Genomic DNA, 23,297 nt, shown 5'->3' on the forward strand with positions numbered 1-23,297 from the left:
TATTAACCTGATTGTCTCTATGTCCAAGCTGACGGCGGCGTTCCTGACCCATTACCCGGATTTGATCCGCTATCTGCGCAGGCGTACTCACTGCTCTGAACTGGCGCAAGATTGCGCGCATGACACCTGGCTGCGTTTGCTGGAGAAGGGCAAGCAGGTCACGGCAGACAACCACCGGGCTTATGTGTTCAGAGTGGCTGCCAATATTGTGGCGGACTGGTATCGGCGTCAAACACGTGAGCAGGCTGCTTTCGATGGCTATGCCTTGAGTGTCGCCCATCACCATGCCCCGGATACGTATGAGGAAGTGCTGGCCAAGGAAACCTTGCAGCGCCTGGAGCAGGCCTTGATGGCCCAGTCCCAGCGCAGTGTGCGGATTTTCATGATGCATCGCTGTGAAGAGATGAGCTACGCGCAGATCGCCCAGAAGTTGTCAGTGTCCGAGAGCACGATTGAGAAACACATGATGCGCATTTTGCTGGTGGCGCACCAAGTCTTTAATTCCGCAGTATGAACGCGCAGTCAGATTCGGCCTGGAGCCGTGTAGACGAAGACGCCGCCCGCTGGGTGGTGCGCAAAGAAGGCACCAAGCTGGAGCCGGACGCCCAGGCCCAGTTCGACGCCTGGTATGAAGCCGATCCGTTGCATGCCCAAACCTACGATGCCTTGGCAGCCAGTTGGCGGAGGCTGGATCAGGTTTCGGTGTTGCCTATCGCCCGTAAAAAGAGAAAGTCACGCGTCAAAACCCTGGCCAGTGCCTGTGTCTTGATGGGTGCGTCTTTTTACGCCTGGCAGATGTTTGAGCTGCAAGGCTCGATCCGCAGCGGGGTGGAGATCACTCAGTTGAGTTTGCCTGATGGTTCGGTGGCGATTCTGGACGCACAGACTCGTGTGCGTCTGAATTTTGAAAATCGCCAACGACAAGTCAGCGTGGAGTCGGGGCGTGCCTTCTTCCAGGTGGTGCCTGCTTCGCCCCAGACAGGTCCGTTCACCGTGCAGGCCGGTCCGGCACAAGCGACGGCTTTGGGAACGCGCTACGAGGTCAGCCTTAAAGATCAGATCAGCGCCGTGGCGGTATACGAACATACCGTGCAGGTGCAGTGCCAGTCTTGCGAGAGCTCGCAGCCAGTAATCTTGCAGCCGGGAGACAGTGTCACGGTAGCGGGCGGGCAACTGCGGGCGCAGTTGGCTCAGTCTAGGGCTTCCACTCAAGCGGAAGCGGCACCGGCCTGGACCAACGGATTGTTGAGCTTTGATGATGTCAGCTTGAGGGACGTAGCCCGCCAGTTGGGCGAATACACACATCGAGTGATCTGGATTGGCAGCGAGCAGGCGGGCTCAATGCGAGTGTCCGGTGTGGTGCAAGCGGCTCGCCCAGCCGCTGCACTGAACTTGCTGACCCTGGGCCAAGGCTTGCAAATCAAGGAGTTACCAGGGCTTATAGTTATTTACTAATGATAACTATTATCAATTAAAAAATACGATGGCAATCAGGGGTGAGGGGAGAGGGGTAGCACAGCGTCCTGAGGGTAGTTGTTTACATAGGATGCTCAATCATGAAGTGCGCTTTGCAGGACACGCCGTCTCTTTTTGCCTTGCGCAGGCAAGCTCGCCCCGGCGTGACAACCAAGTCTCTTTCTTCTTCCCAAGGCTCGCGCTTCAAGCAGGGGCAACTGGCTTTCTTGATGGCCAGTGTTTTGTTCGTGATGCAGCCCATGCCGGCACACGCTGCCGGGCCTATTGTGCTGGATATGGCCTCTCAGCCTTTGGCTGATGCACTTTTGCAAATTGGCCGTCTGGCCCAGGTGGAAATTGCGTTTTCACCGGGACAGGTTCGGGAAAAGCGAGCCGTGGCCTTGCAGGGCGAACTGACGGTTGAGCAGGCCTTGGATACCTTACTGGCCCCTTGGGGACTGGCGGCCAGAGCCCAGGGCGATCAGCGCTATACGATTGTGACGGCTACTGTTGCCAAAGGTTTGTCCGTGCTGGAGCCCGTCCGTGTACAAGGCCAGCGTGTTGGTGAACGCAACTATACCCGCGAGGAACTGGATCAACGTGCTGCAGGTAACCGTGATCTGTCCAGCCTTCTGGCCGATAACCCGGCCGTGCGTCAGAACGAGGCCGCAAAAACCAGTGCCAACCGTGGCTCTCTGGCGCTGGAAGATATCAGCTTCTATGGGGCCAGTCCGTTCCAGAATCAGTTCCAGATTGATGGCATCAGTTCCACCAATCAGATTGATCCAGCCAGTCGTAACTTGAATTTGCAGGTGGGCAATGTGCCTGCCTACGCCCAGGCCTACAACCTGGACACGAATATGCTGGAAAGCGTGACGGTGCTCGATAGCAGCATTCCCGTGGAATACGGCCGCTTCACTGGGGGCGTGGTCGATGCCAAGGTGCGTGATCCCAAGGGCAATAACAGCTTCCGTGCGGACTTCAGCTACAACTCCTCCGGGTTGACGTCGCAGACTGTACCTGAAGAGCAAAAGAAAAAGTTTGGGGCGGGTGAGCCCGGATTCACCCCTGCCTGGACCAAGCGTTTTTCGTCCGCCATGCTGGATGTGGGCATGACCGACAATACAGCGGCCTTGATCAATGTGTCCCGGCGTGAATCCAGCATTGATCGCACCATGCGCGTCTTGCACGAGAAGGAGTTCACCGATGTGAATACCAACTCCAAAGACCGTGTCGATAATGTGTTCGCCAAAGTCCATACCCGTTGGAGCGCCAGCACGGACTCCGCCTTGACCCTCAAGTACGCGGATCGACGCGAGGATCTGGTCGATTCCGGCATGATGGCCAATCGTGTTCAGTGGCAGCATCAACAAAAAGCTTATGGTCTGGGCTTTGACCTGAACCATGATTTTGGCTGGGGGCAGGGGCGCTTGCAGCTGGGTTACGACCAGATGAACAGCTACCGTAATTCCGACGGCACGGAATATATGGTCAATATGGTGTTTCTGCCCAATGGCCGCCCCGACTACACCTATATCAGCGGTGGTTTCGGGCAGGAGTCCACCGAGCAACGCAATCTGACCATGAAGACCCGACTGGAGTTCAAGCCGTTTCAGACCGGGGCAATCGAACATACGCCCTACGTAGGTTTTGAGCTGGCCCATACCAAGGGAGAGTTTGTCCGAGATCGGGATGCCTACGGGGGGCAGAAACGCCATTACAGCGATGGGCAGCCCAGCAAGGTTCAGGTCTTGAATTATTACCGCGCTGGAGAGGTGGGCGTCAGCTATACCAATGCGTCCGTTTATGTATCGGACCGCATGTCCTGGCAGCGTCTGGCCCTGACAACGGGCTTGCGCATGGATAAGGACAATTACTTTGGCAATACCAATCTGGCTCCGCGCACCTTGCTGGAATGGGATGTGCTGGGAACGGGTGAAACCCGTCTGTCGGGTGGCTGGTCGCGCTATTACGGCATGGATATTCTTGGAATTGCCATGCGCGAGCGCAAGAGCCAACTGCACACCTTGCTGGTGACGGGCGGCAATCCGGTAGACCGTCCTTCGCATACGGCCTACAAGCTGGATGGCCTGAAAACCCCGTATGACGACGAGTGGGCCTTGCGTTTGCAGCAACAGCTGACGAACAAAGTGGCCGCCGAACTGGCCTATGTGCGCCGCTATGGCCGTCAACAAGTCTCTATCGAAGGGCTGGCGAAGACAGGCTACACCTACACCAATAATGGCAAGTCCAAAACCGATGCCGTTACCTTGAGTTTGATGAACACGGCCCCTTGGACCTTGGGCGAGAGCTTGTGGACGGGGCGTGTGGATGTGACCTATCAGCACAGTAAGCGTAATAACAAGCTGGCCGACGGTTATGACGGTGAAGCCGAGGCACAGGAGGAGAACATCTATTACAACGGCGACCTGATACGCCGTGGTGATCGTCCAGTGGGGGACTACAACCTGCCTTGGCGAGTCAGCGCTGGCGTAACCGGCATGTGGGCGCGGTATGGCTTGCAGATGAACAACCGGATCAATTGGAACAGCGCTCGCATGGATGTGCACTATGTGGGTCTGAATCGGGGTGATGGGCTGGAGAAGTATGAATCCGGTCGGGTCGGTTCTTATTGGACCTGGGATATGCGTCTGGATTGGGAGCCGGCCATGCTTAAAGGTCTGGGCCTGGGGCTGGATGTGCTGAACGTGCTGGACAAGCAAGCACCCGTGGTGGTCTCGACACCAACCTCGGTGCTGAACCCGAACCTATATCGCACAGGACGAGAGTTGTGGCTGCGCGCTTCCTATCGGTATTAAAAGGGGGACAAGCTGGCGCAAGTTTGCTGATGGCGGCACTGGCAACAGTGCTGTCAGGGGCAGCCTGCGCGGCGGGGGGAGTGGAGACAGGAGCGGACCAGAAGCTTGGCTCAGGTTTAGCTTCTGCTCCTGTGGTCATTACGGGGCCTTCTGCGTCGGAGACAACAGAGCAATCCTGTGGAGCTAAGGACATGCTTGAGGCCAGGTGTCTACGCGCCCTCTATAAAAATGTCCCCGCTCAATGGCCAGCGCCCACCATTGATCCGGGGCAGTCCTGGCAAGAATGGGGGCCTGTGCCTGTGCCTGTGCCTGGGCCGGGCTCCAGCGCCCAGTCCGAGGCGGCAGAGGATGCCAAGAACAGGCAGATCGTCTCCTTGGGGGCACGATTGTTTTTTGACAAGCAGCTGTCCCGTAAAAAGCAGATCTCCTGTGCGTCCTGTCATCAGCCCGACAAGTCCTTTACCGATGGCAAGGCATCAGCGGTAGGGGAGGATGGTTTGATGGGAAAACGCCGTACTCCACCCTTGTTTGCTGCGCCTTTTGCTGACGCTCTGTTCTGGGATGGCCGTGCGCGAACCTTGCAGGAGCAAGTTGTCGGCCCCATAGAAAACCCGGTAGAAATGAACCATGCCTTGAGTGACTTGATCCCACGTTTGCAGGACTCGGAAGACTATAGACAGGCATTTCAACAGGCCTTTGGCGCATCCTCATCCAATCCCATCGACGCCGAGCGATTGGCCCGTGCCTTGGCCGCCTATGTCGTTACCATTCGCCCGGCAGCAACGCGCTTTGATGAATTTATCGCCGGGAATACGGCTGCCTTGAATGATCAGGAACTGATCGGCCTGCACTTGTTTCGTACCAAGGCGCGCTGCATGAATTGCCATAACGGTCCCATGCTGACAGACAACGGTTTTCACAATATCGGTCTGTCTTTTTATGGGCGTCGCTTGCAGGATCTGGGACGATTTGAATGGACCCGAGACCCTGCGGATCTGGGGCTGTTCCGAACACCCAGCCTGCGCAATGTTGCCAAGGCAGGTCCCTGGATGCATAACGGTTTGTTCCCCAGCCTGGATGGCTTGTTGCGTATGTATGACGTGGCAATGGGGCCGGACCCTAAAGAAACCGGCCTTTTGGTGCCGCGTAAATCGGAACGGATACAGGTCTTGAACTTGAGCGATGAGGAACTTCAGGCTTTGCTGGCCTTTCTGCAGGTCCTGTAGCGATCAAAGTGATTCAGACTTGATTGCGGGGCGCATAAAAAAGCGATAGTGGCGGACCACTATCGCTTTTAAGCTCACTGGAGGAGGGCGTTTTATTTCAGGCAGGCTTTGATTTTCTCCAGATCCGGGCCATCAATCGGACGTCCCAGATTGAAGGGCATGGAGGTTTCGCGCCAGTCCTTGTAGTCGTGCAGATACTCCATCTGGCTGGCATATACCTTGGCCGCATCAGGGTTGCTGCAGGCCATGGAAATCATCACCTCGTTGGTGACTTGCTGAATAGTCTTCAGGCTTTCATCGTCCATGCGGTGGATTTCCACACCAGCTTTCTGGAAGGTGCGCAGACCTTCCGTCGCTTTTTTCTCTGTAAAAGCAATGGACCACATCATGGTGGCGTCGGCGGCAATTTGCAGTTTCTCCTTGGCCGAATCACTGAGTGCATCCCAGGCGGTTTTATTGATCATGACGCCAAACACGGAAGCGGACTGGTGCCAACCCGGCGTGGTCCAGTGCTTGGTGACCTGATGGAGACCGGCAGAAACGTCCACGTTCGGAGTGGAGAACTCGGCTCCCTCGATCACGCCACGCTCAAGCGATTGATACAGTTCCTGGCCAGCCATGGACACCTGCGTACCACCAATTTTTTCAAGCACCTTGCCTTGTTCCAGACCAGACAGACGCAGGCGCTTGCCCTTGATTTCTTCCAGGTTGCGAATCGGCACATTGGTATGGAAGCCGGATTCGTTATTGGTGATGGCGTAGGGGAGGTACACCATGCCGTACTTGCCGTAGATCTCGTTATAAAGCTCGGCGCCACCCCATTCCTTGATCCAGTTTGCGTAATCAACCGCGTTGAACAGGCTGGAGTGTGTCCCTAAAGGGGAGAAAGCCGGGTTGCGGCCGGCCCAATAGCCTGGCCAGTCTGCTCCGGCTTGTATGGTGCCGGACTCCACCGCGCTGAAGACCTCGCCGGTTGGAACCAGTGCGCCGCCTTCAAAGAATTCGATCTTCAACTCATCACCGACCAGCTTGTTAGCCAGCTCTACCCATTTCTTGTCCAGTTCGACCAGTTCGATCGAAGCAGGCCAGGTACTGGTCATGGTCCACTTCTGTGCCGCCTGGCTCAGGCTTGTCATGCCCAGCAGGGCAAAGCCGCTCAAGGCGAAGAGTGCCTTCTTTGTTAGCTTCATGGTGTCTCCTTGTTTTATTTAAGTTCCGTACAAGACGGTGGGTAGCCAAGTGGCCAGGCCAGGGAAAATGGCCAGCAAGATGCACATCAAAATAATCAGGCCAATGAATGGAATGACCCCGGTAATGATCTCCATGGTTTTGACGGATTTGGGCGTAATGGCTCGCAAATAGAAAAGCGCGTAACCAAAGGGAGGGGTCAGGAAAGAGGTCTGCAAAACAACGGCGACCAGAATCACAAACCACAGCAGGCTAATGCCCATCTCTTGCACAATGGGCAACAGAATTGGGAAGGAAAGCAGGACGATGCCGGTCCAGTCCAGAAAGCAGCCCAGCACAAAAATAATCAGCAGCATCACCACGATAAGCAGCCAGGGCTCCATATCCAGGCCACGCATCAAGTCTTGTGCGGCACCCAGACCGCCGGTGATATTAAAGACGCCGGTAAAGGCGGTGGCACCCACCACGATAAATAAAATCATGGAGGAAGTACGGCCCGTTTCGTAAAGCGCATTCAGGAAAATGGACCATTTGAACTTGCCCCGGAAAATAACGATCAGCAGGGACAGCAATACCCCAATGGCCGAGGCTTCGGTGGCCGTTGCAATACCGGCCAGCATGGAGCCCAGAATGCCCAGAATCAAAAAGATAGGAGGCACGGCTTCCACCAGCAGCATGCGGATCAAGGCGGGCTTGGAGATCTTTTCATCAGGCTCCACCGAGGGGGCACGTTCCGGGTGACGCCAGGCTACGAACACCACCCAGACGGCATACAGCAGGCCCAGCAGGACACCCGGTATCAATGCGCCGGCGAACAATTCACCGATGGACAGGGGAGAGTAGCTGGCCATCAGGATCAACATGATGGACGGTGGAATCAGAATGCCCAGACAGCCGGAGGCCGCAATAACACCGGTGGTCAGCTTGGGGCAGTAGCCGTAGCGCAGCATGGGGCGCAAGGCCATCATGCCGGTGACGGTAATGGAGGCGCCAATAATGCCGGTGGTGGCCGCCAGAAGGATGGAGATGAACACCACGGCCAGTGCCAGCCCGCCACGAACGCGGGACATGAGCAGGCGCAAGGCTTCGAACATTTTGTCAGTCACTTCCGAGTCGGACAGGAAGCGCGCCATCAGGATGAATAAAGGAATGGCGATCAGGGTGTAGTTGTCCAGGACATCGCCGTAAATGCGGTTGACGACAATGCCCAGAACCATGGGCTTGCCAGCCACCAGTGCGCCGATGACGGCGGTACTACCCAGAACAAAGGCCAAGGGGTGGCCCATGAATAGCCCAAGCAGGAGCAGGCCACCCATGACAAGTGCAATCAGTTCAGGCGTCATGGTGAGCGGCTTCCTTCTGGGTCAACAAACGAATAACTTCAGCAATGCCCTGGAGAAGCAAAAGCGCGGCGGCCAGGACCATGGACATCTTCAAGGGGTAGACGGGCAACTGTACTGCGCCGTACGTGGTTTCGCCTTGCGCCAGCGAGCGCATGGCGAAGTCGTAGCTGCGTGTCAGAAATACCCAGGCAAAAGGGAAGAAGAAAATCAGATAACCCGCAATCTCGGTCCATTTGCGAACGGTGGGGGAAAAGCGGTTGATCAGCAAATCCACCCGGACATGGGCCTGATGTTTAAGTGCGTAGGCGCCCAGCATCAGAAAGTAGAACCCATATAGCTGCTTGGTGACGTCAAAAGTCCAGCGAGTGGGCTGATTCATCACATAGCGCATGAACACTTCGTAAATAATAATGGCGGAGAAAATGATGGCAATAAAGGAAATGAGCTTTCCTATCCATTCATTGATTGAGTCGATTAGACGCAAAACCATGCTTGTCCCTTTTGTACGTTTTTATTGGCCACACATCAGGTTTAGTCTATGAGTAAGCTTTGGCTGGTCACAACTTGGGTTTACCCTTACGTAAACTTGAGTTTAATAATTAAGGGTAATAAGGCGTAAATAAGGGTGATTTTCTTGGGAAATCGTGCTGGGCCTGAAGGTGAAAGCCAGACTTTCGGGGCGACAATGAGCATGAAAAAAGCCACCCGTTTGGGTGGCTTTTTGCGGCCGGGCTCCAGCCTCGTTCCAGATCTGCTGTCCAGGGACAGCAAGGTGGAGTGTTGCCAGTGTGTGCCAGCCAAGTTGTGTAGAACGTGGCCAGACCCGACTGCATCAGCACGGCTCCGGGTAGAGCCGTGCCGTGTACTTCAACAACTTAGCGCATGTTTTGCGCGGCCAGACCCAGGGCCAGATCTTGCTTCATGCGTTTCTTGTAGAAAGGCAGGCAGATGAACAAGGCCAGGAACCAGAATGGCGTAGCCATCAGGCCGATCAGGGTTTCTTCTTCTTGGCTGAACAGGTACAGCGCAAAGGCAAAGAACGCCAGGGTCAGGTAGCACATGGGAATCGCAAAGGGCATTTTGTAGCTCGATGCGGCATGGGCCTCAGGACGAATGCGACGGTACTTCAGGTAGGTGATCAGAATCACGGCCCAGACAAAGATAAAGCAGATGCTGGCCACGGTGGTCACAATGGTGAACACACGCATTACGTCGCCTTCTGCGTAAAGCAGGAACAGGCTGGACAGCAAAAGGGCGCAAGAATAGATCAGACCATTACGGGGAGTGCCGTTACGCGACAACTGGCTGAATGCCTCTGGAGCCAGCTTGTTCTTGGACAGACCGTACAACATGCGACCGGTCGAGAACATGCCGCTGTTGGCGGACGACAGGGCCGAGGTCAGCACCACAAAGTTGATGATGGCTGCTGCTGCACCCACGCCAATCAGCAAGAACATGTTTACAAACGGGCTCTTGTTGGGCGCCACAATATCCCAGGGGGTGACGGTCATGATGGCGGTCAGGGCCAGCACGTAAAACACAATCACGCGAACGGGAATCTTGTTGATGGCTTTGGGCAGGTTCTTGGCAGGGTCAGCCGTTTCAGCCGAGGCCGTACCCACCAGCTCGATCCCTACGAAGGCAAAGATGGCGATCTGGAAGGCGGCGAAGAAACCATGCAGGCCATTGGGGAACATGCCGCCGCGATCCCACAAGTGGGTCAGGCTGGCTTTTTCGCCGGTTGGGCCTACAAAGCCGGTGAACAGCAGGTAAGCACCCACACCAATCAGAGCCACAATGGCGATGATCTTGACCAGGGCAAACCAGAACTCCAGCTCGCCAAACAATTTGGCCGACAGCAGGTTAAAGATCAGCAAGAAGGCGATACACGCCAGGCCGGGTAACCAGAGCGGAATGTCCGGCCACCAGAACTGGGTATAGCCGGTAATGGCGACAATATCCGCAATACCAATCACCACCCAGCAGAACCAATAACTCCAGCCCAGAAAGTAACCCATGGTGGGCCCGAGAATATCGGCGGAGAAATCCACAAAAGATTTGTATTCCAGGTTATGCAGGAGCAATTCCCCCATCGCCCGCATAACAAAGAATAAAAAGAACCCAATGATCATGTAGGTAAACAAGACCGAGGGTCCGGCCAGGCTAATGGTGCGGCCTGAGCCCATAAATAGCCCTGTACCGATAGCGCCTCCAATTGCTATCAGTTGCAGGTGCCGGTTTTTCAACGAGCGCTGCAGTCCAGATGAATGTTGCTGAGACACACTGTTCTCCTAATTTTTTTTCGTTCAAATGCGTAATTATGACTGTGCTGCGAGAAAACAAAGGGCACAACCCGTCCTCAAGGACGGTTTTCTTGATGCCGATCTAAATTAAGCTGAGGAGCGCACAGCAGTCCTCCTTGTTCTGACGACATGAAATGTCAAAACAGACCTGTGTGCGATTAAAAATGGGAATAGGGATGTGGTATGCCAGGCGGCCAGAAAAGGCGCCTGACTATCTGCTCATAAATAGGCTCCGGACGAATAGGTGAACACAGGCCATATGGCCTCTGTACCCCCTCTGTCCGTTTACCTGAGAGCTTATCCATCGGTTCGCGATGGTCCCCTTCGGTGGGCACGGGTGTGCCTCTCTCCAGATGGTCAAAGGTTCAGGATTCTTTTGCCTGAGAGATTCCGGGGTCGTTGCTCCGTCGGCGCTTCATCAAAGTGAAGACTCTCACCTGAACCGTTATTGACGCCGCTATTGTATAGACAGGTAAAAAGCGATGACTACTAGCGTTAACCTGTAGGCTTTTAATGAGAATAGTTCTTGTTTGTTGAGCGGTTTTGTGGCTGCAGAGCCAGCCTCGGGGATAGTGCAGGGGCGTGATGAAAGTAGCGGCGTCGAGTCTGGCCAGATGCCCTTGAAAGGGACCGTGTTTTTTGCATGGAAGCTATGCCGTAAAGCTTTAGCGTTGAAACAGAAATCGGCCGACACCAGCCTACAATATCGGCTGTCTGGCAATTTTTGTACCTCGCAATATGGTCGAATCGATTCTGCAACTTATCGAGCAACACGGTCTGTTGATCGTGTTTTTCAATGTCCTGGTGGAGCAGGCAGGGGCGCCGGTGCCGGCCTATCCGGTGTTGGTGGTAACGGGTGCCTTGCACGAGTCCGGTGGTTATAGCCTGTGGGGCTTGCTGGGTTTTGCCGTGCTGGGCGCGATGATTGCGGATTACGGCTGGTATCTGGCTGGGCGACGCTATGGTGGCAAATTGCTGGCTTTGCTGTGCAAAATTTCACTGTCGCCGGACTCCTGTATTCGGCAGACCGAATCCATTTATATGCGTTGGGGGGCACCGTCCTTGATGGTGGCCAAGTTCATACCCGGCTTTGCTTCCATTGCCAGTGTGTTGGCCGGTACGGTGGGAACGCCCAGAAGAAGCTTCCTGCTTTACGACATCATCGGGGCTACGGTCTGGGCCGGCTCTGCCGTGTTCCTGGGCTCCTTGTTCAGCTCGGCGGTGGATGAGCTGCTGAATGTGCTGATCAGTCTGGGGGTGGTGGGTGGAATCCTGTTGGCACTGGCTTTGGCGGTATTCATTGCCAGAAAGTGGTGGCAGCGCCATCGCTTCATGAAATCCTTGTGCATGGAGCGTGTCAGCGTGCAAGAGTTGCATCAGATGCTGTCCTCGGACACGCCCCCCACGATTGTGGATGTGCGTTCGACCCTGATGCAGGCGCAAGGACGTATTCCGGGGGCGATCAGTCTGGCTTTGGGTGAGGCCACGCTGAATTTGATTACCGACGGGGAAATTATTGTGTATTGCGATTGCCCCAATGAGGTGTCCGCAGCCTTGGTGTCCAAACGCTTGCTGCAAAGTGGCTATAGTCGGGTGCGCCCTTTGGAAGGCGGATTGGAAGCCTGGCGGGCCGCTGGTTTTGATATACAGCGCGACCCTGATCAGCCCGAACCGGCCCTGTAAAGGAAAACGGCAGACATCAAACCATGTCTGCCGTTTTTGCAAGAAGAACGCTTGATATCGCGCTTACCGGCGCACCTGCCGGTAAGCATGAGCCAAAGCGGCGGCCACCGCCAGTCCGCCGATCACACTGATATGGTCCTGCACCAGAGCTTGTTCCAGAAAGGCTTCCAAGCCCTGCATTTCCCAAAACCGATGCGCCAGGGGAATCGTGGACAAAGTAAAGACACTCAGCATCAGCGCTCCCAACCAGGCTAGGCGACTCGCGCTGATAATCAGCCAGCTGCCCAGCAATTGAACTGTGATAGTCAGCACGGCGAATAAAGCCTGGGGCTCCAGTCCGAAGTGGGCCATTTCCTTTTTTGCAGCGCTGAAGTCCCAAACCTTATTCACACCGCTCCACCAGAAAATGTAGGTCAGGAGCAGAGTAGCCAGTACAAAATACACTCGTGAACGCAGTAATTCTTGTATGACGTGGTTCATGATGCCTCCTCCTTGGGTGGGGCGTTCAGGGCTTGTGGACAGATGCTTCCAGCGTGGAGCGTGCGACGGTCAGTGTTTGCTGGCTCAAGACCAGTCCACCCATGACCAGTGCCACTCCCACCAGTTGCAGCGTGGTGGGCCAGATGCCCTTGATCAGCGCGTCCAGAATAAAAGCGGTCACAGGCACCAGCAGCATGAAGGGGGCAACGGTGACGGCGCCCAGTTGCTTGATGGCACTGAACCATAGCGCGAAGGGACCAGCCGTCAGTACAGTTGCCAGCAGAAACAGGCCCAGCCAATGCACAGGGATAAGCTGGCTTGGAATGTCCTGCGTCAGCAGCACAACCACACTCAGTTCCACACCGGCAATCAAGAGCTGCCAGCCGGTAAAACCCAGCAAAGGGATAGGTGGCGCACCCCATTTGTTCATCAAGACCCCGCCCGTCGCAATGGACAACATGCTGCCCAAAGCGGCGGCAATGCCGATCAGATCCAGAGTGGCATTGCTGGACAGGACAACCAGCGACACGCCCAGCGCACCCAAGAGAACGGCTCCAATCCGCGTCAGGGCAGGGCGAGCACGCAAAATGCCCCAGGCGATAAAGATGGTGGCCAGCGGTGTCAGCGCCTGGAAGATGGCGGCCACGCCACCGGGCAGACGGGTGGCAGCGATAAAGAACAGGCCAAAGAACAGGCCGGTGTTCAGGGTGCCCAGCACGGCCAGGCGCCCCCACCAGGCACGGGGCGGCAGGCTGCGTACCAATGCCAGCAGGACGATGGCGCCTCCCAGCGCCCGGACAGCAGCCAGGAACAAGGGATTAGGTGGCAACCAGGTTGTGGTCAGAATGTAGGTAAAGCCCCAGAGAATAGCGGCGGTAGCCGCAGCCATTTTGGCGTTCATGTTGATGTACTCCCCATCATGAATAGTGTGATGAAGAGACTATAGGAGTGCAACGATGGCTTGAATAGATAAGAATATGGCCATCAGCGTTCCATAATTAGAACGACTGCTTGCAAGCAGGCTTTGGGTAATTTGCAGCAGGGATTCAGGGGGCGGGCGTATGCAAAATAGTGACGAACTCCTGGCCCAGAAAATCCAGCAGAGCGCGTACCGCAGGCACCAGGCCTCGGCGTGAAGGAAAGACGGCATGTACCACGCCGGAGCGGGGGTTCCAGCCGGGGGCCACATCTACCAGTCTGCCGTCCTGCATGTACGGAGCGATCAGCATGGCCGGCATCTGAACGACGCCAATTCCCTGCAAGGCTGATTGCAGCAAAGTCATGCGGTCGTCACAGACCAGCCGGGGTTGATAGGGGACTTCCATCAGGGTGTTTTCTGCGGTTTGCAGTTGCCAGGAGGGATTGCGTTGCAGATGCTCGTCGCTCAAGGCAGGCCAGCTACCTAACTGGTCCAGCTTGGGCAGCCCGCCCATGCGTTCGATCAGGGCCGGGCTGGCAACCAGATACTGTGTACTCTCGCCCAGGACTTTCATCACCAGACCGCTGTCTTCCAAAGGAGGGAAGCGGACGCGCAAGGCCACATCAAAGCCTTCGCGAATCACGTCCACGCGGCGGTTGGTGCTTTCCACTTCCAGCTTGACCTGCGGATAGGCCGCCATATAGCGGGCCAGCAATTCATTGACGCCGTAGTCCAGCAAAGCCAGGGGGCAACTGATGCGTACTGAGCCTTGCGGCTCGCTGCGATGGCGCTCGATGATGTCCTGAGCGGAGTCGGCCTCCACCAGCATGGCTACACAGCGCTGGTAGTACATCTGGCCAATTTCCGTGACGCTGAAATGGCGGCTGGACCGCTGGATCAAACGCACACCCAGGGATTCTTCCAGAAAGGTGATGCGTCGGCTGAGCTTGGATTTCGGGATGCCCAAAGCCCGTCCGGCCGGTGCAAATCCTCCGTGGTCCACGACCTGTACAAAGTAGTAAAGGTCGTTCAAATCGCGCGTGGATGGGTGTTTGGTGTCGGGCATGTCATTACATGGCCGGTGGAACCGGGCAGCTCATATCGCCTTCTTCGCAGGACAGGTAGGTGTTGAGGTTCTTGATACGGGCCTGGGTCAATTCATTCCGGCATGTGGTGATCAGCATGGAGTGAATGCTGCCGCCCTCGGTGTTGATCGCTGCAAAGTCGCATTCTGCATCCCTGAAGCTGATCCAGGCCCGTTGGGCGTTGCGCAAGGCTTTGAGGGTATCGGCATCATCTTTCAGACGATGGCTGATTTCCTTGTAGAGCTTGTTCAGTTCGGCGTCCGAGTTCTTGTACTCGTTGCTAAAGCACTGGTTCATGGCATTTTGATTGCTCATGCTGTCGCAGTCGGCTGCCTGAACGGAAGAGGCGCTTGCCATCAAGCTCAGTCCTAAAGCGATCAGGCCGGTATTCAATGCTTTTTTCATGGGGTTCTCCGGGTTTGCGGGCGTTGATAAGCGTATGAGTCTGGGTTGAGTCGCCAGGTGCAGCGCGTACTGCCTCTTTGCTTGGGGCAGGGTGTAAATCCTACTACAGAAGCGCGACAAGCCTGGTGCTTTGCAGGGTGACAACTGGGGTCCATAAATAGCATTGAGCCGCATTGTCTTGAACGGGCCATATGCTCGATTCAAGCCAATGCGGCTCAAGGGTCCTGCCAGCAGGAGTTAGCGCAGCTTACTCGTCGTTGGCGTGCAGAAAGCGATACACCAGCGCGCCGATCACCCCCCCAATCAAGGGAGCCACCCAGAACAGCCACAGCTGCTCCATGGCCCAGGTGCCCTGGAAGAAGGCCACGCCGGTAGAACGCGCAGGGTTCACGGAAGTGTTGGTGATAGGGATGCTGATCAGGTGAATCAAAGTCAGTGCCAGACCAATGGCTACGCCTGCCAGGCCAGCGTGACCACGCTTGTGGGTGGCGCCCATGATGATGAACAGGAAGAAGGCGGTCAGCACAATTTCTGCGATCAGGGCTGCGTTGCGGCTGTAGTTGTCGGGCGAGTGCTCGCCAAAGCCGTTGGAGGCAAAACCTGCCACGGGATCAAAGCCGGTTTTGCCGCTGGCGATCAGGTACAGAACACCGCCGGCCAGCAGACCGCCGAGAACCTGGGCAATGATGTAGGGAATGGCATCACGAGCGGGGAAGCGTCCCCCAGCGACCAGGCCCAGCGTGACAGCCGGGTTGATGTGACAACCAGAGATATTGCCGATGGCATAGCACATGGTCAGCAAAGTCAGACCAAAGGCCAGGGCTACCCCGGCAAAACCAATCCCCAGTTCAGGGTAGGCAGCGGCAAAGATCGCACTCCCGCAGCCCCCAAAGACCAGCCAGAAAGTGCCCAGCGTTTCTGCGGTGCATCGTTTTAATAAAGACATGATATTGCCCTGTTAGTCATTTAACACGGCTGGATTCTAGCGATAAGCGGGAAGCGCTAAGTGCTTGAAAGGAAAACAACTGTCAAAAATTTTCCTTTGTTTAGGGTGGTGTTTTTTTATAGTAAATGTGAGAAATATCGGTGGCGTGGCGGCTTGTGTCAGGTGTAGGATTTTGTCTGGTTTATGAAGAATTGTGTTGACGATTCTGACGCTGAATATCACTCCCAAGTCCCCCACATTCACGTGCCTCATTCCCTTGAATCCTTGATCCTGTCTCTTGAGGAGCGCCTGTTTGAGCGTGCCACTCGTCAGGACGTGGCGGCGCTTGGCGCTTTACTGGCCGACGAGTTTGTAGAGTTCGGAGCCAGAGGCGCGGCGTGGGGTAGAGCAGAAGTGCTAGGCGATCTGCCTGAACAGGATTTTGTGCAGCGCCACCTCAGCAACTTCAAGCTGACCATCCTGTCAGAGGATGTCGTCCTGGCGACTTATGTGTGTGAGGTATCAGGTGATGAAAAGCCGCAGCAGTCCTTGCGCAGCTCCATCTGGAAGCAGAGTCAGGGGCGTTGGCAGATGGTGTTTCATCAAGGAACCCGCGTTGCCCAGGAATAAAAAAGGGTTGGAATTTGAATGGCCCACCAAAGCGTGAATTGTTGTTCAACACTCGGGGGGCGGTTCAATCTTGGCCCTTTCTATTCGGATCGCGCTTACGGCTGTTGCTGGATGAATGCCGCCGTCATGGGGGATACCTGGTGGAAATCAAAAGCCTGATGGTAGATCTCTCCACTCTTGGCTTCCACGGTTAGCCATAGTTGATGTTCCAGTTCGCTATTGGGCGGAATGACGATTTCTACCGCTCGTGTCCAGCGCGTGTTGCTGAAAGCTTGACGGGGCGCAGGCATAGGCTCGGGCTTGCTCACTTGCAGATAGGCGCGGCGTATATGTGGGTCGCAGGCCTGGCAAAAGCGAATCTGAAATGCTTTGCGATGAGCGCCGGTGGGCCCGCTGATGGGGGCTTTGTTATTCATCTCAGCCAGAGCAAACGACCAGGGGCCAATCTGGCCTTGCAGGGCATGGTTGCCAAACACAGGCTCGGGGCCTTGTTGCGCCAGATAAATCATGAAGGCGGCAGGGATGGCCAAAAGGCCGCTGACAAAAACCAGGCGACGTGTGGAAAACCGTGATGTTGTTGGTGCCGTTCCAGCGTGAGCAGGTTCTGTGTGTGTAGCGCTAGTTGAAGCAGCGCTTGAATTTGCCGCCGCCACTCCATTTTTCCCAGCTACAGCGTCATTTGATGTCGATGCAGTGTTGTCCGCTCCAACCGCTTTAGGCGCTGCCTTCGCAACTGGTGCAGGTTTGGCCCGCACAGGTTTCTTTTCCTGCCAAGGCCACCAGGGCAAGTAAAAGGTCAACCCGGCACCGGCCATGGTCAGCCAACCCAGCCAGGCAACGGTGCCCATGCTCCAGCCCCAGCCTTGCCAGCATAGAGCTAAAGCCACAGCCAGCAAGGGCCAGCCGAGCAGACGAAAGATCCGCCTTTCCTTCTCGCTGGGCATGCGATGCAGCAGGAATTCCCCCTGGCGATCACTGGCCAAAGCCAGGCAGATAAAGCCCACCAGGCTGATGATAAAAACGGCCAGATTCAGCCACAGACTGGTATTGCTCATGGCAGCACTCCTGCAGGCATCAACAGAACGCTCAGCAAGGCGATCAAAGCCGTCGGTAGAACCATACCCACCCAAGCGCGAGTGGCACTTTTAGTGCTGAACACCCACATCACGGCGATGGTGTACCAGACAAAGCTCAACATATTCGCTGCCAGAACGGCCTGGGCTTTAGGCAGAGGCCAGAGCAAGGTCAGCAACACCGTAGCGGCGGCTGCCAGGGCGTAACCGCCGACAGTGGCCGCCACAATGCGCGAGAGCACTTGCAGGCGGTAGCGGGAAGTCAGTCCACTCATCCGTTCACTCCCGCAGTTTGCAAGCTGGCCGGGGCAGCGGCTTTTTTAGGCAGGCTGGCAATGTGCCATTTGCGTTTCATTTTGATGGCGATATAGACAAAGATAGCGGCCAGGCCAAACATGGTCAGGTCAAAGCCTGCCAGGCCCCAGTCACCATGGATGACGGTGACACCCAGGTGGCGGTCGGTCGTCAGCAGGTTCAGGACAGGAATCAAGGCGTAGGCGGCGGCTGTCAGGTACAACAGTTCCAGCCAGGCGCGTTTTAATGGTCGCCAGGAGGCATACAGGAAGGACCAGCCCCAGACCAGGAACAGAGCATGAAACTCCCAGGCGGCGCGGTCGGCCATATTCACAGGCAAAAGGCGGTTGGCCCAGAAGTAGGCCGCCAGTCCCAAGGGCAAACCGGCCAGAGTTCCGGCATTCAGGATTTCTACTAAACGCAGGCCAGCGGCATCAAAACGCTCGGATGCGCTAAGCGGGGCGGCTTTGGCCTTGCGTTTTTGATGCTGGGTACGACGCTTTACCGTCCACAGCACCAGACCTGTCCCAATGACGGCGCAGCCCAGCAAGCCTGAAATAAAGTACAGCCAGCGCAACCACCATTCGGCAAACACACCTTCATGCAGGGCCAGTAGCACGCGGTGAGTGTCTCCGGTGACATTGCTATTGTCCTCCGGCTCCATGAGGCTGCCATCAGAGGCGTTAAAGCGCAGGGTCTCGGCACGGGTCCAGTACACGCCCGTGACGCCGGTGCGACGCAGTTCTACATAGGCTTGGCTATCTGCCGGATGGGTAATCTGCACCGAGGCAATGCTGTTCTTGCCCCAGGCTTGTTCTGCGCTGTGCATCATCTGGCCCAGGGGAGCCTGCGGCATGCTCACGGGCAGGAAGTCGCGTTTTTGCTGACGAATATCCTGGAAGTAAGCCTGCCGTCCTTCTTCTGTCGCGCCGTATATGACTTCTCGTCCGGTCGGCATGTAGATGGACATGAAAAAAATCAGGCCCGTATAGGTAATCATCAGGAAAAAGGGCAGGGACATGACGCTGACGATATTGTGCGCGTCCAGCCAGGAACGCTGCCCCTTGCCGGGCCTGAAGGTGAAAAAGTCGGTGAAGATTTTCTTGTGAGTCACCACGCCCGTAATCACGGCCAGCAGCATCAGCATGGTACAGATACCGACCAGCCAGATAGCGACCGGATAGGGGAGGTAGTGCAAGGCGTAATGCATGCGGTACAGGCCGGTGCCACCAGCAGTTGCGCGGGGTTCCACTTCCGGCTGAATCTGGCCGGTGACAGGGTCCAGTTCTTCACCCCCGCGACGGCCGCGTTGACCGGGCTGGGGCATTTCTTCCCAGGCAATGGACAGCCCTTGCGTGGCACGCGGGTTCAGGGCTTGATGCGGCAGGGTAATGGTCCAGGCTTTGGACTCTGCCGGGGCATGCGCTTGCAACTGCGTCAGGGCCTTATCCAGCATCTGGCTGGATTGCTCGGGCAGGACTTGCATGGGCAAGGGGCGCTCCGGCTCCATCCAGCGAGTGATTTCATCGTCCACATAGCCAGCCGTGCCAGTGACGAAGACGAAAAACAGGATCCAGCCCACCACCAGACCGACCCAGGTATGCAGCCATGCCATACATTGGCGAAATGACTCTTTCACGCTGACGCGCCTCCTACTACAACACCGTCTCCGGATGCTGGATTGATGATCATTAAACCGAGAAAAGCCGTGCTTGCTTGGCAACGGTGGGTGACGGATTGAGTCCGCCATTCTTGTACGCTGCGCTCATCACGCAAGCTTCGCTTTTCAGTAAGCAAGTTCTTGGTGACAGAGAGGGGAAGAGGGCATCAGGCTTGAAACAACGGCAGAATAATAGCAATCATTCTCATTTCGGTGTTGGGAATTTCCAGCTTTCAAGGCTTTATTCAGAAATTAATGCGGCGCCATAGCTGTTTTGGCGTTTTCCATAGGGAAAAACGCGGTTGAGAGGGAGGCGGGGCGATGAGCTGGTGAGACTCGGGCGGGAATAAATCTTGTCGGTTCCGGGCTGAGGGCTGAACGCCGGGATGAGGCAGAAGGGAATATGCCTTGCAGGCATTCCACGCCACTAGCAAATCTTATGGTCTATGCAGTTGGACCAGAGAGCGTTAACTGCCGGTTGATGAGGTCAGAATCCTCATCAAAAAGGCCCCGGCTAGCAAAGTGCCGGGGCCAGCTGGATTTCTGCTTCGCCGGGAGTTTTAGAGCACCACAAACAGCAGCCAGACGACGACTGGGGCAATAACCGTGACGGCAGCACCGTACAGCAATAGCTGACGGAAGAAGGCATCACGCGACACTCCCTGGGCATTGGCCAGTACCAGTGCGCCATTGGTGGAAAAGGGGCTGACGTCCACAATGGTGGAGGATACGGCCATAGCCGCAATAAAGCCCACCGGCCCCACGCCGCCATCGCCTTGCAGAAAGGGCACCGCCAGCGGAATCAGCGAGCCCAGCACGGCGGTGGAGGAGGCAAACGCCGACACGACCGCGCCCACAAAAAGCAGCAGCAAGGCCGCCATCAAGGGAGAGGTCAGCTGGGCAACACTATGGCCGACAAAATCAATCGTGCCCATGGATTCCATCACGCCCACATAGGTGCTGACACCCACAATCAGCATGATTTCAGGCCAGGACACTTGGCCCAGTGCGCGTTTTTGCAGATTGGGGGCCATCAAGGTCAGTACCAGACCGATGGTGATCGAGGTAAAGCCAATATCCTGTTTGAAAAACAAAGTCAGCACGGCCAGGATGAACAGGCCGACCAAGGTAAGAACGCGATACCATTGGGGGGCCTCGTTGGCACCATTACCGGCTTCGACCAGGGCATCGGGGCTTTTCCGGGCGGTCTTGCGCTCTTCACCAAAGGCTTCGGCTTCAGCGTCGCCAAATACTTGCGGGCCACCCGAGCCATGGGCTACGCGGGCAACGTTTACGTCTGCCGAACTTAAGTCCACTTTCTGACGCATCAGCCTCAAACCGCCCATCCACACGAATAGCAAAATGGATACGGCCAGGTTGATGCTCAGGCTGGCCATCATGGTGGCCATTTCATTCAAGGGCAAACCGGCGGCGCTGACCACACGGTTGGTGATGCCACCGTAAATACTGATGGGGGAGAAGCCGCCCCCTTGGGCGCCATGAATCACCAGCAAACCCATCAAGAGCGGGTTGATGCCGTACTGGCGGGCAAAGCCCAGCGCAATCGGGGCAATGATGGCAACGGCGGCCGGGCTGACGGCACCCACAGCGGTCAATGCGGCCGTGATCAGAAACATGATCCAGGGAATGGCGGCGATGCGGCCACGCACGGCTCGAACGGCCATGCTGACCAGCCAGTTGATCGTGCCATTGTTCTGAGCCAGAGCGAACAAATAGGTAATACCGGCCAGTGTTAGAAACAGGTCAGCCGGAAAGCCGCCCATGATTTCCTTGGCGCCCATGCCCGCCACCAGCGTGCCCACCAGAAAAGCGCCTACAAAAGCAATCAGCCCCATATTGATGGGTAGGGCGGTCGCCAGTACGAACATGCCTCCTAATACGGCAATGGATAGCCAATGCATATGTCTCGTCTCCTTGTAATTGAACCTTTTGCAGGTTTCTGGAAACGACCATATCAGTGGCGGTATAGGGCTATCAATAAAGCTTATGGGTGAATGATTACGCTAAACGTAATGATTAATCAGGGGCGTGATGGTTGAATGTTCAATCAGCATTTGTCTGATGCAGCAGAGAGAACAGGGGGGCGGATTTGATGAGCGGTTCGCTGCAGAGTAGTGGCTTGACGCGTGTGGGCGCTACCTTTGGGTTGCTGAGCCAAGTCCGGCTTTACCCGCCCATGCGCGTGATTACTGCCGGTCCAGTTCAGCCAGTAGTTCGCTGCTGTGGATCGTGCTCCCGAAGTGATGTTTCCACAATTTGATACCCAGCTCGCCGGAGCGATCCAGGGACGAGCCAACCGTCAGATCCGTAATCAGGGTGGGGTGCAGCCCGGCATCAAACAAGGCAAACCCGGCAGCCAGCACGCAGGTATCGGTTTGAATGCCGCAGACCAGAATGCGATCAGCCTGACATTGCTGCAAATATTCCATTGCAGCGGGGCTGGGGGCGTAGCCGTGCTTGATGAAGATTTGTTTGGCATCGACCAGACAGCGATCGCTGCGCGGCGGACACCAGCCTAGCTGATTGGAAAAAGGGGTTTGAGACTCGTCGTGCAGTTCAATCAAGGCCGCGCAAGGCAGGCGGGTGCTCAGGGCATTAATGCCGTCGATCAGCCAGGGGGGCGGTGAAAAGCAGCTTTGCACATCGACAACAAGGAGGATCTGTCGCATTGCAGTGGGCTCGGTAAGAGTGCTTCAGCGAATGTCAGCCGGAGCTCGCCTGGGCCTTCTGAAGCACCGTCAATCAAGCCCTTATTGAAACACGGAGTCAGGCGCTTGGGCGAGCCCAGGTCAGGCGTGCACCGACGATAATGCCCAGCACTGTCAGCAAGGAGGTGGCCGACAAGGTAGACAGACCGCTTAAGCCCTGGCCTATGGTGCAGCCCAGGGCCAGCACGCCACCTACGCCCATCAAGGTACCGCCTGCCATGGAGCGCAGCATGTGGTGGGGCGACTCAAAACCTTCCAGCTTCCAGCGGCGACGCAGCAGGGCGCTCAGCAAGGAGCCGGCCACCACACCCACCACAATCATGATGGTAAAGCGCGGGCTCATGCCGGTGGAGATCATGGCGTATTGAATGCTTTCCCCAATCGGGGCGACAAAGCTCAGCGAGCTGACGGGTAAAGGCTCGAAGGGATCATCGCCCAGCCAGCCGGTAGTCAGCCAGCCTGCCACAATCAGCAGCCCTACAAATCCTCCGGCCAGCAGGTCATTGAGGCGTTGGCCGTCCTGGCGACGCAGTAAGGCAAAAACGATCAGGGCGGCGACGAGGAGGGCAATCACCATAGAGCGGAGGGGACCCTCGGACAGGGTCGCTGCGGGCAAGGTGACACTGCTGGCTTGGGCGATGCTCATGCGCAGCGGCGCCAGCAGGCCCGTCAAGGTGACATAGGCGGCGATACCCAGACAAAGCACGACGACAAAGGAGCGCAGATTTCCCTGTCCCAACAGAACCAGAGCTCGGGCGCCGCAGCCATTAGCTAGGGTCATGCCTGCCCCAAAGAGCACACCTCCAAGCGGCACCAGCAGCCAGGAGAAAGTGGGGTTCAGGTACAGGACCTTGTCCAGACTGATCAGCCCGTAGCCCGCCGCCAGTTGTGTCCCGGCCAGGGCCACGGCCAGCGCCAGGGCAAAGCCCTGAAGCTTGTAGCCGCTACGCCCGGACCAGCGCTCGGTCAAGCCACGATAAAAGCAAAAACCACTGAGCTGGCCACTAATGCCAAAGAGCAGGCCAATGGCCAAGCTGACCCACAGTACAAGTTCTGTATTCATCATGTGCGCTGGATGTT

General features: G+C 56.4%; 21 protein-coding genes and 1 riboswitch. Of the genes, 6 read left to right on the top strand and 15 right to left on the bottom strand.

Annotated elements, in window-relative coordinates; all coding sequences use genetic code 11:
- The first annotated feature begins 19 nt into the window (after nucleotides 1-19).
- The 4 genes from ACLPGZ_RS02725 (at nucleotide 20) to ACLPGZ_RS02740 (ending at nucleotide 5,500) form a co-directional block, all read left to right on the top strand.
- A complete protein-coding gene (locus ACLPGZ_RS02725) occupies nucleotides 20-514 on the top strand; it encodes an RNA polymerase sigma factor (protein ID WP_009458412.1) in 495 nt (164 codons plus the stop codon).
- Nucleotides 511-1,455 carry a FecR family protein gene (locus ACLPGZ_RS02730; RefSeq protein WP_115634995.1) on the top strand — a complete coding sequence of 315 codons (945 nt, stop codon included), beginning with the start codon at nucleotides 511-513 and terminating at the stop codon, nucleotides 1,453-1,455. Before ACLPGZ_RS02725 ends, ACLPGZ_RS02730 begins: the two co-directional genes overlap by 4 nt.
- Before the next feature lie 101 nt (nucleotides 1,456-1,556).
- Complete coding sequence (locus ACLPGZ_RS02735) at nucleotides 1,557-4,274, top strand: TonB-dependent receptor (RefSeq protein WP_115634997.1); 2,718 nt, start codon at nucleotides 1,557-1,559, stop codon at nucleotides 4,272-4,274.
- A gap of 191 nt (nucleotides 4,275-4,465) precedes the next feature.
- Nucleotides 4,466-5,500: a cytochrome-c peroxidase gene (locus ACLPGZ_RS02740; RefSeq protein ID WP_429640977.1), complete on the top strand. Its 1,035-nt coding sequence runs from the start codon at nucleotides 4,466-4,468 to the stop codon at nucleotides 5,498-5,500.
- Between the two features lie 92 nt (nucleotides 5,501-5,592).
- Here ACLPGZ_RS02740 and dctP read toward each other — a convergent pair whose 3' ends face one another.
- The 4 genes from dctP to ACLPGZ_RS02760 form a co-directional block, all read right to left on the bottom strand.
- On the bottom strand, nucleotides 5,593-6,690 hold the full coding sequence (dctP, locus tag ACLPGZ_RS02745) for a TRAP transporter substrate-binding protein DctP (RefSeq protein ID WP_137431333.1): 1,098 nt from the start codon (nucleotides 6,688-6,690) through the stop codon (nucleotides 5,593-5,595).
- Between the two features lie 18 nt (nucleotides 6,691-6,708).
- Entirely contained in the window at nucleotides 6,709-8,031 is a 1,323-nt protein-coding gene (locus ACLPGZ_RS02750) for a TRAP transporter large permease (protein ID WP_035269167.1), read from the bottom strand.
- Nucleotides 8,021-8,521: a TRAP transporter small permease subunit gene (locus ACLPGZ_RS02755; RefSeq protein WP_009458438.1), complete on the bottom strand. Its 501-nt coding sequence runs from the start codon at nucleotides 8,519-8,521 to the stop codon at nucleotides 8,021-8,023. Before ACLPGZ_RS02755 ends, ACLPGZ_RS02750 begins: the two co-directional genes overlap by 11 nt.
- A gap of 385 nt (nucleotides 8,522-8,906) precedes the next feature.
- Nucleotides 8,907-10,313 carry an amino acid permease gene (locus ACLPGZ_RS02760; RefSeq protein ID WP_031232286.1) on the bottom strand — a complete coding sequence of 469 codons (1,407 nt, stop codon included), beginning with the start codon at nucleotides 10,311-10,313 and terminating at the stop codon, nucleotides 8,907-8,909.
- 379 nt (nucleotides 10,314-10,692) lie between these two features.
- Nucleotides 10,693-10,782, bottom strand: a riboswitch (glycine riboswitch).
- 290 nt (nucleotides 10,783-11,072) lie between these two features.
- Here ACLPGZ_RS02760 and ACLPGZ_RS02765 point away from each other — a divergent pair.
- The gene (locus ACLPGZ_RS02765; RefSeq protein WP_060186948.1) at nucleotides 11,073-12,017 is read left to right on the top strand and encodes a rhodanese-like domain-containing protein; all 945 of its coding nucleotides are present in this window, start codon (nucleotides 11,073-11,075) and stop codon (nucleotides 12,015-12,017) included.
- Between the two features lie 63 nt (nucleotides 12,018-12,080).
- Here ACLPGZ_RS02765 and ACLPGZ_RS02770 read toward each other — a convergent pair whose 3' ends face one another.
- The 5 genes from ACLPGZ_RS02770 to aqpZ form a co-directional block, all read right to left on the bottom strand.
- A complete protein-coding gene (locus tag ACLPGZ_RS02770; protein WP_060186949.1) occupies nucleotides 12,081-12,497 on the bottom strand; it encodes a DoxX family protein in 417 nt (138 codons plus the stop codon).
- Nucleotides 12,498-12,522: 25 nt separating this feature from the next.
- Complete coding sequence (locus tag ACLPGZ_RS02775) at nucleotides 12,523-13,398, bottom strand: DMT family transporter (RefSeq protein ID WP_088452444.1); 876 nt, start codon at nucleotides 13,396-13,398, stop codon at nucleotides 12,523-12,525.
- A gap of 145 nt (nucleotides 13,399-13,543) precedes the next feature.
- Complete coding sequence (locus ACLPGZ_RS02780) at nucleotides 13,544-14,482, bottom strand: LysR substrate-binding domain-containing protein (RefSeq protein ID WP_429640978.1); 939 nt, start codon at nucleotides 14,480-14,482, stop codon at nucleotides 13,544-13,546.
- 4 nt (nucleotides 14,483-14,486) lie between these two features.
- The gene (locus ACLPGZ_RS02785) at nucleotides 14,487-14,906 is read right to left on the bottom strand and encodes a lysozyme inhibitor LprI family protein (protein ID WP_115635007.1); all 420 of its coding nucleotides are present in this window, start codon (nucleotides 14,904-14,906) and stop codon (nucleotides 14,487-14,489) included.
- A gap of 247 nt (nucleotides 14,907-15,153) precedes the next feature.
- On the bottom strand, nucleotides 15,154-15,852 hold the full coding sequence (aqpZ, locus tag ACLPGZ_RS02790) for an aquaporin Z (protein ID WP_060186952.1): 699 nt from the start codon (nucleotides 15,850-15,852) through the stop codon (nucleotides 15,154-15,156).
- A gap of 183 nt (nucleotides 15,853-16,035) precedes the next feature.
- On the opposite strand from aqpZ, the gene ACLPGZ_RS02795 reads away from it, so the two are divergent.
- Nucleotides 16,036-16,461 carry a nuclear transport factor 2 family protein gene (locus ACLPGZ_RS02795; protein WP_250756978.1) on the top strand — a complete coding sequence of 142 codons (426 nt, stop codon included), beginning with the start codon at nucleotides 16,036-16,038 and terminating at the stop codon, nucleotides 16,459-16,461.
- 95 nt (nucleotides 16,462-16,556) lie between these two features.
- On the opposite strand, the gene ACLPGZ_RS02800 is transcribed toward ACLPGZ_RS02795, so the two are convergent.
- From ACLPGZ_RS02800 to ACLPGZ_RS02825, 6 genes are all read right to left on the bottom strand, one after another.
- Nucleotides 16,557-17,516 (bottom strand): DUF3325 domain-containing protein, encoded by a 960-nt coding sequence (locus ACLPGZ_RS02800; protein ID WP_429640979.1) that lies wholly within the window; start codon nucleotides 17,514-17,516, stop codon nucleotides 16,557-16,559.
- Nucleotides 17,513-17,809, bottom strand: a complete 297-nt coding sequence (locus tag ACLPGZ_RS02805) for a DUF3649 domain-containing protein (protein WP_060186954.1) — start codon at nucleotides 17,807-17,809, stop codon at nucleotides 17,513-17,515. Before ACLPGZ_RS02805 ends, ACLPGZ_RS02800 begins: the two co-directional genes overlap by 4 nt.
- Nucleotides 17,806-19,467 (bottom strand): PepSY-associated TM helix domain-containing protein, encoded by a 1,662-nt coding sequence (locus tag ACLPGZ_RS02810; RefSeq protein WP_429640980.1) that lies wholly within the window; start codon nucleotides 19,465-19,467, stop codon nucleotides 17,806-17,808. The genes ACLPGZ_RS02805 and ACLPGZ_RS02810 overlap by 4 nt, the downstream gene beginning before the upstream one ends.
- Nucleotides 19,468-20,048: 581 nt before the next feature.
- Nucleotides 20,049-21,410, bottom strand: a complete 1,362-nt coding sequence (locus ACLPGZ_RS02815) for an SLC13 family permease (protein ID WP_088452458.1) — start codon at nucleotides 21,408-21,410, stop codon at nucleotides 20,049-20,051.
- Between the two features lie 285 nt (nucleotides 21,411-21,695).
- Nucleotides 21,696-22,178 carry an isochorismatase family protein gene (locus ACLPGZ_RS02820; RefSeq protein WP_371477403.1) on the bottom strand — a complete coding sequence of 161 codons (483 nt, stop codon included), beginning with the start codon at nucleotides 22,176-22,178 and terminating at the stop codon, nucleotides 21,696-21,698.
- A gap of 97 nt (nucleotides 22,179-22,275) precedes the next feature.
- Entirely contained in the window at nucleotides 22,276-23,280 is a 1,005-nt protein-coding gene (locus ACLPGZ_RS02825; protein WP_429640981.1) for a YeeE/YedE family protein, read from the bottom strand.
- Nucleotides 23,281-23,297: the final 17 nt, after the last annotated feature.

The sequence above is a fragment of the Alcaligenes sp. Me129 genome (assembly GCF_050487245.1).
In the GTDB taxonomy this organism is placed as follows: domain Bacteria; phylum Pseudomonadota; class Gammaproteobacteria; order Burkholderiales; family Burkholderiaceae_B; genus Alcaligenes; species Alcaligenes phenolicus.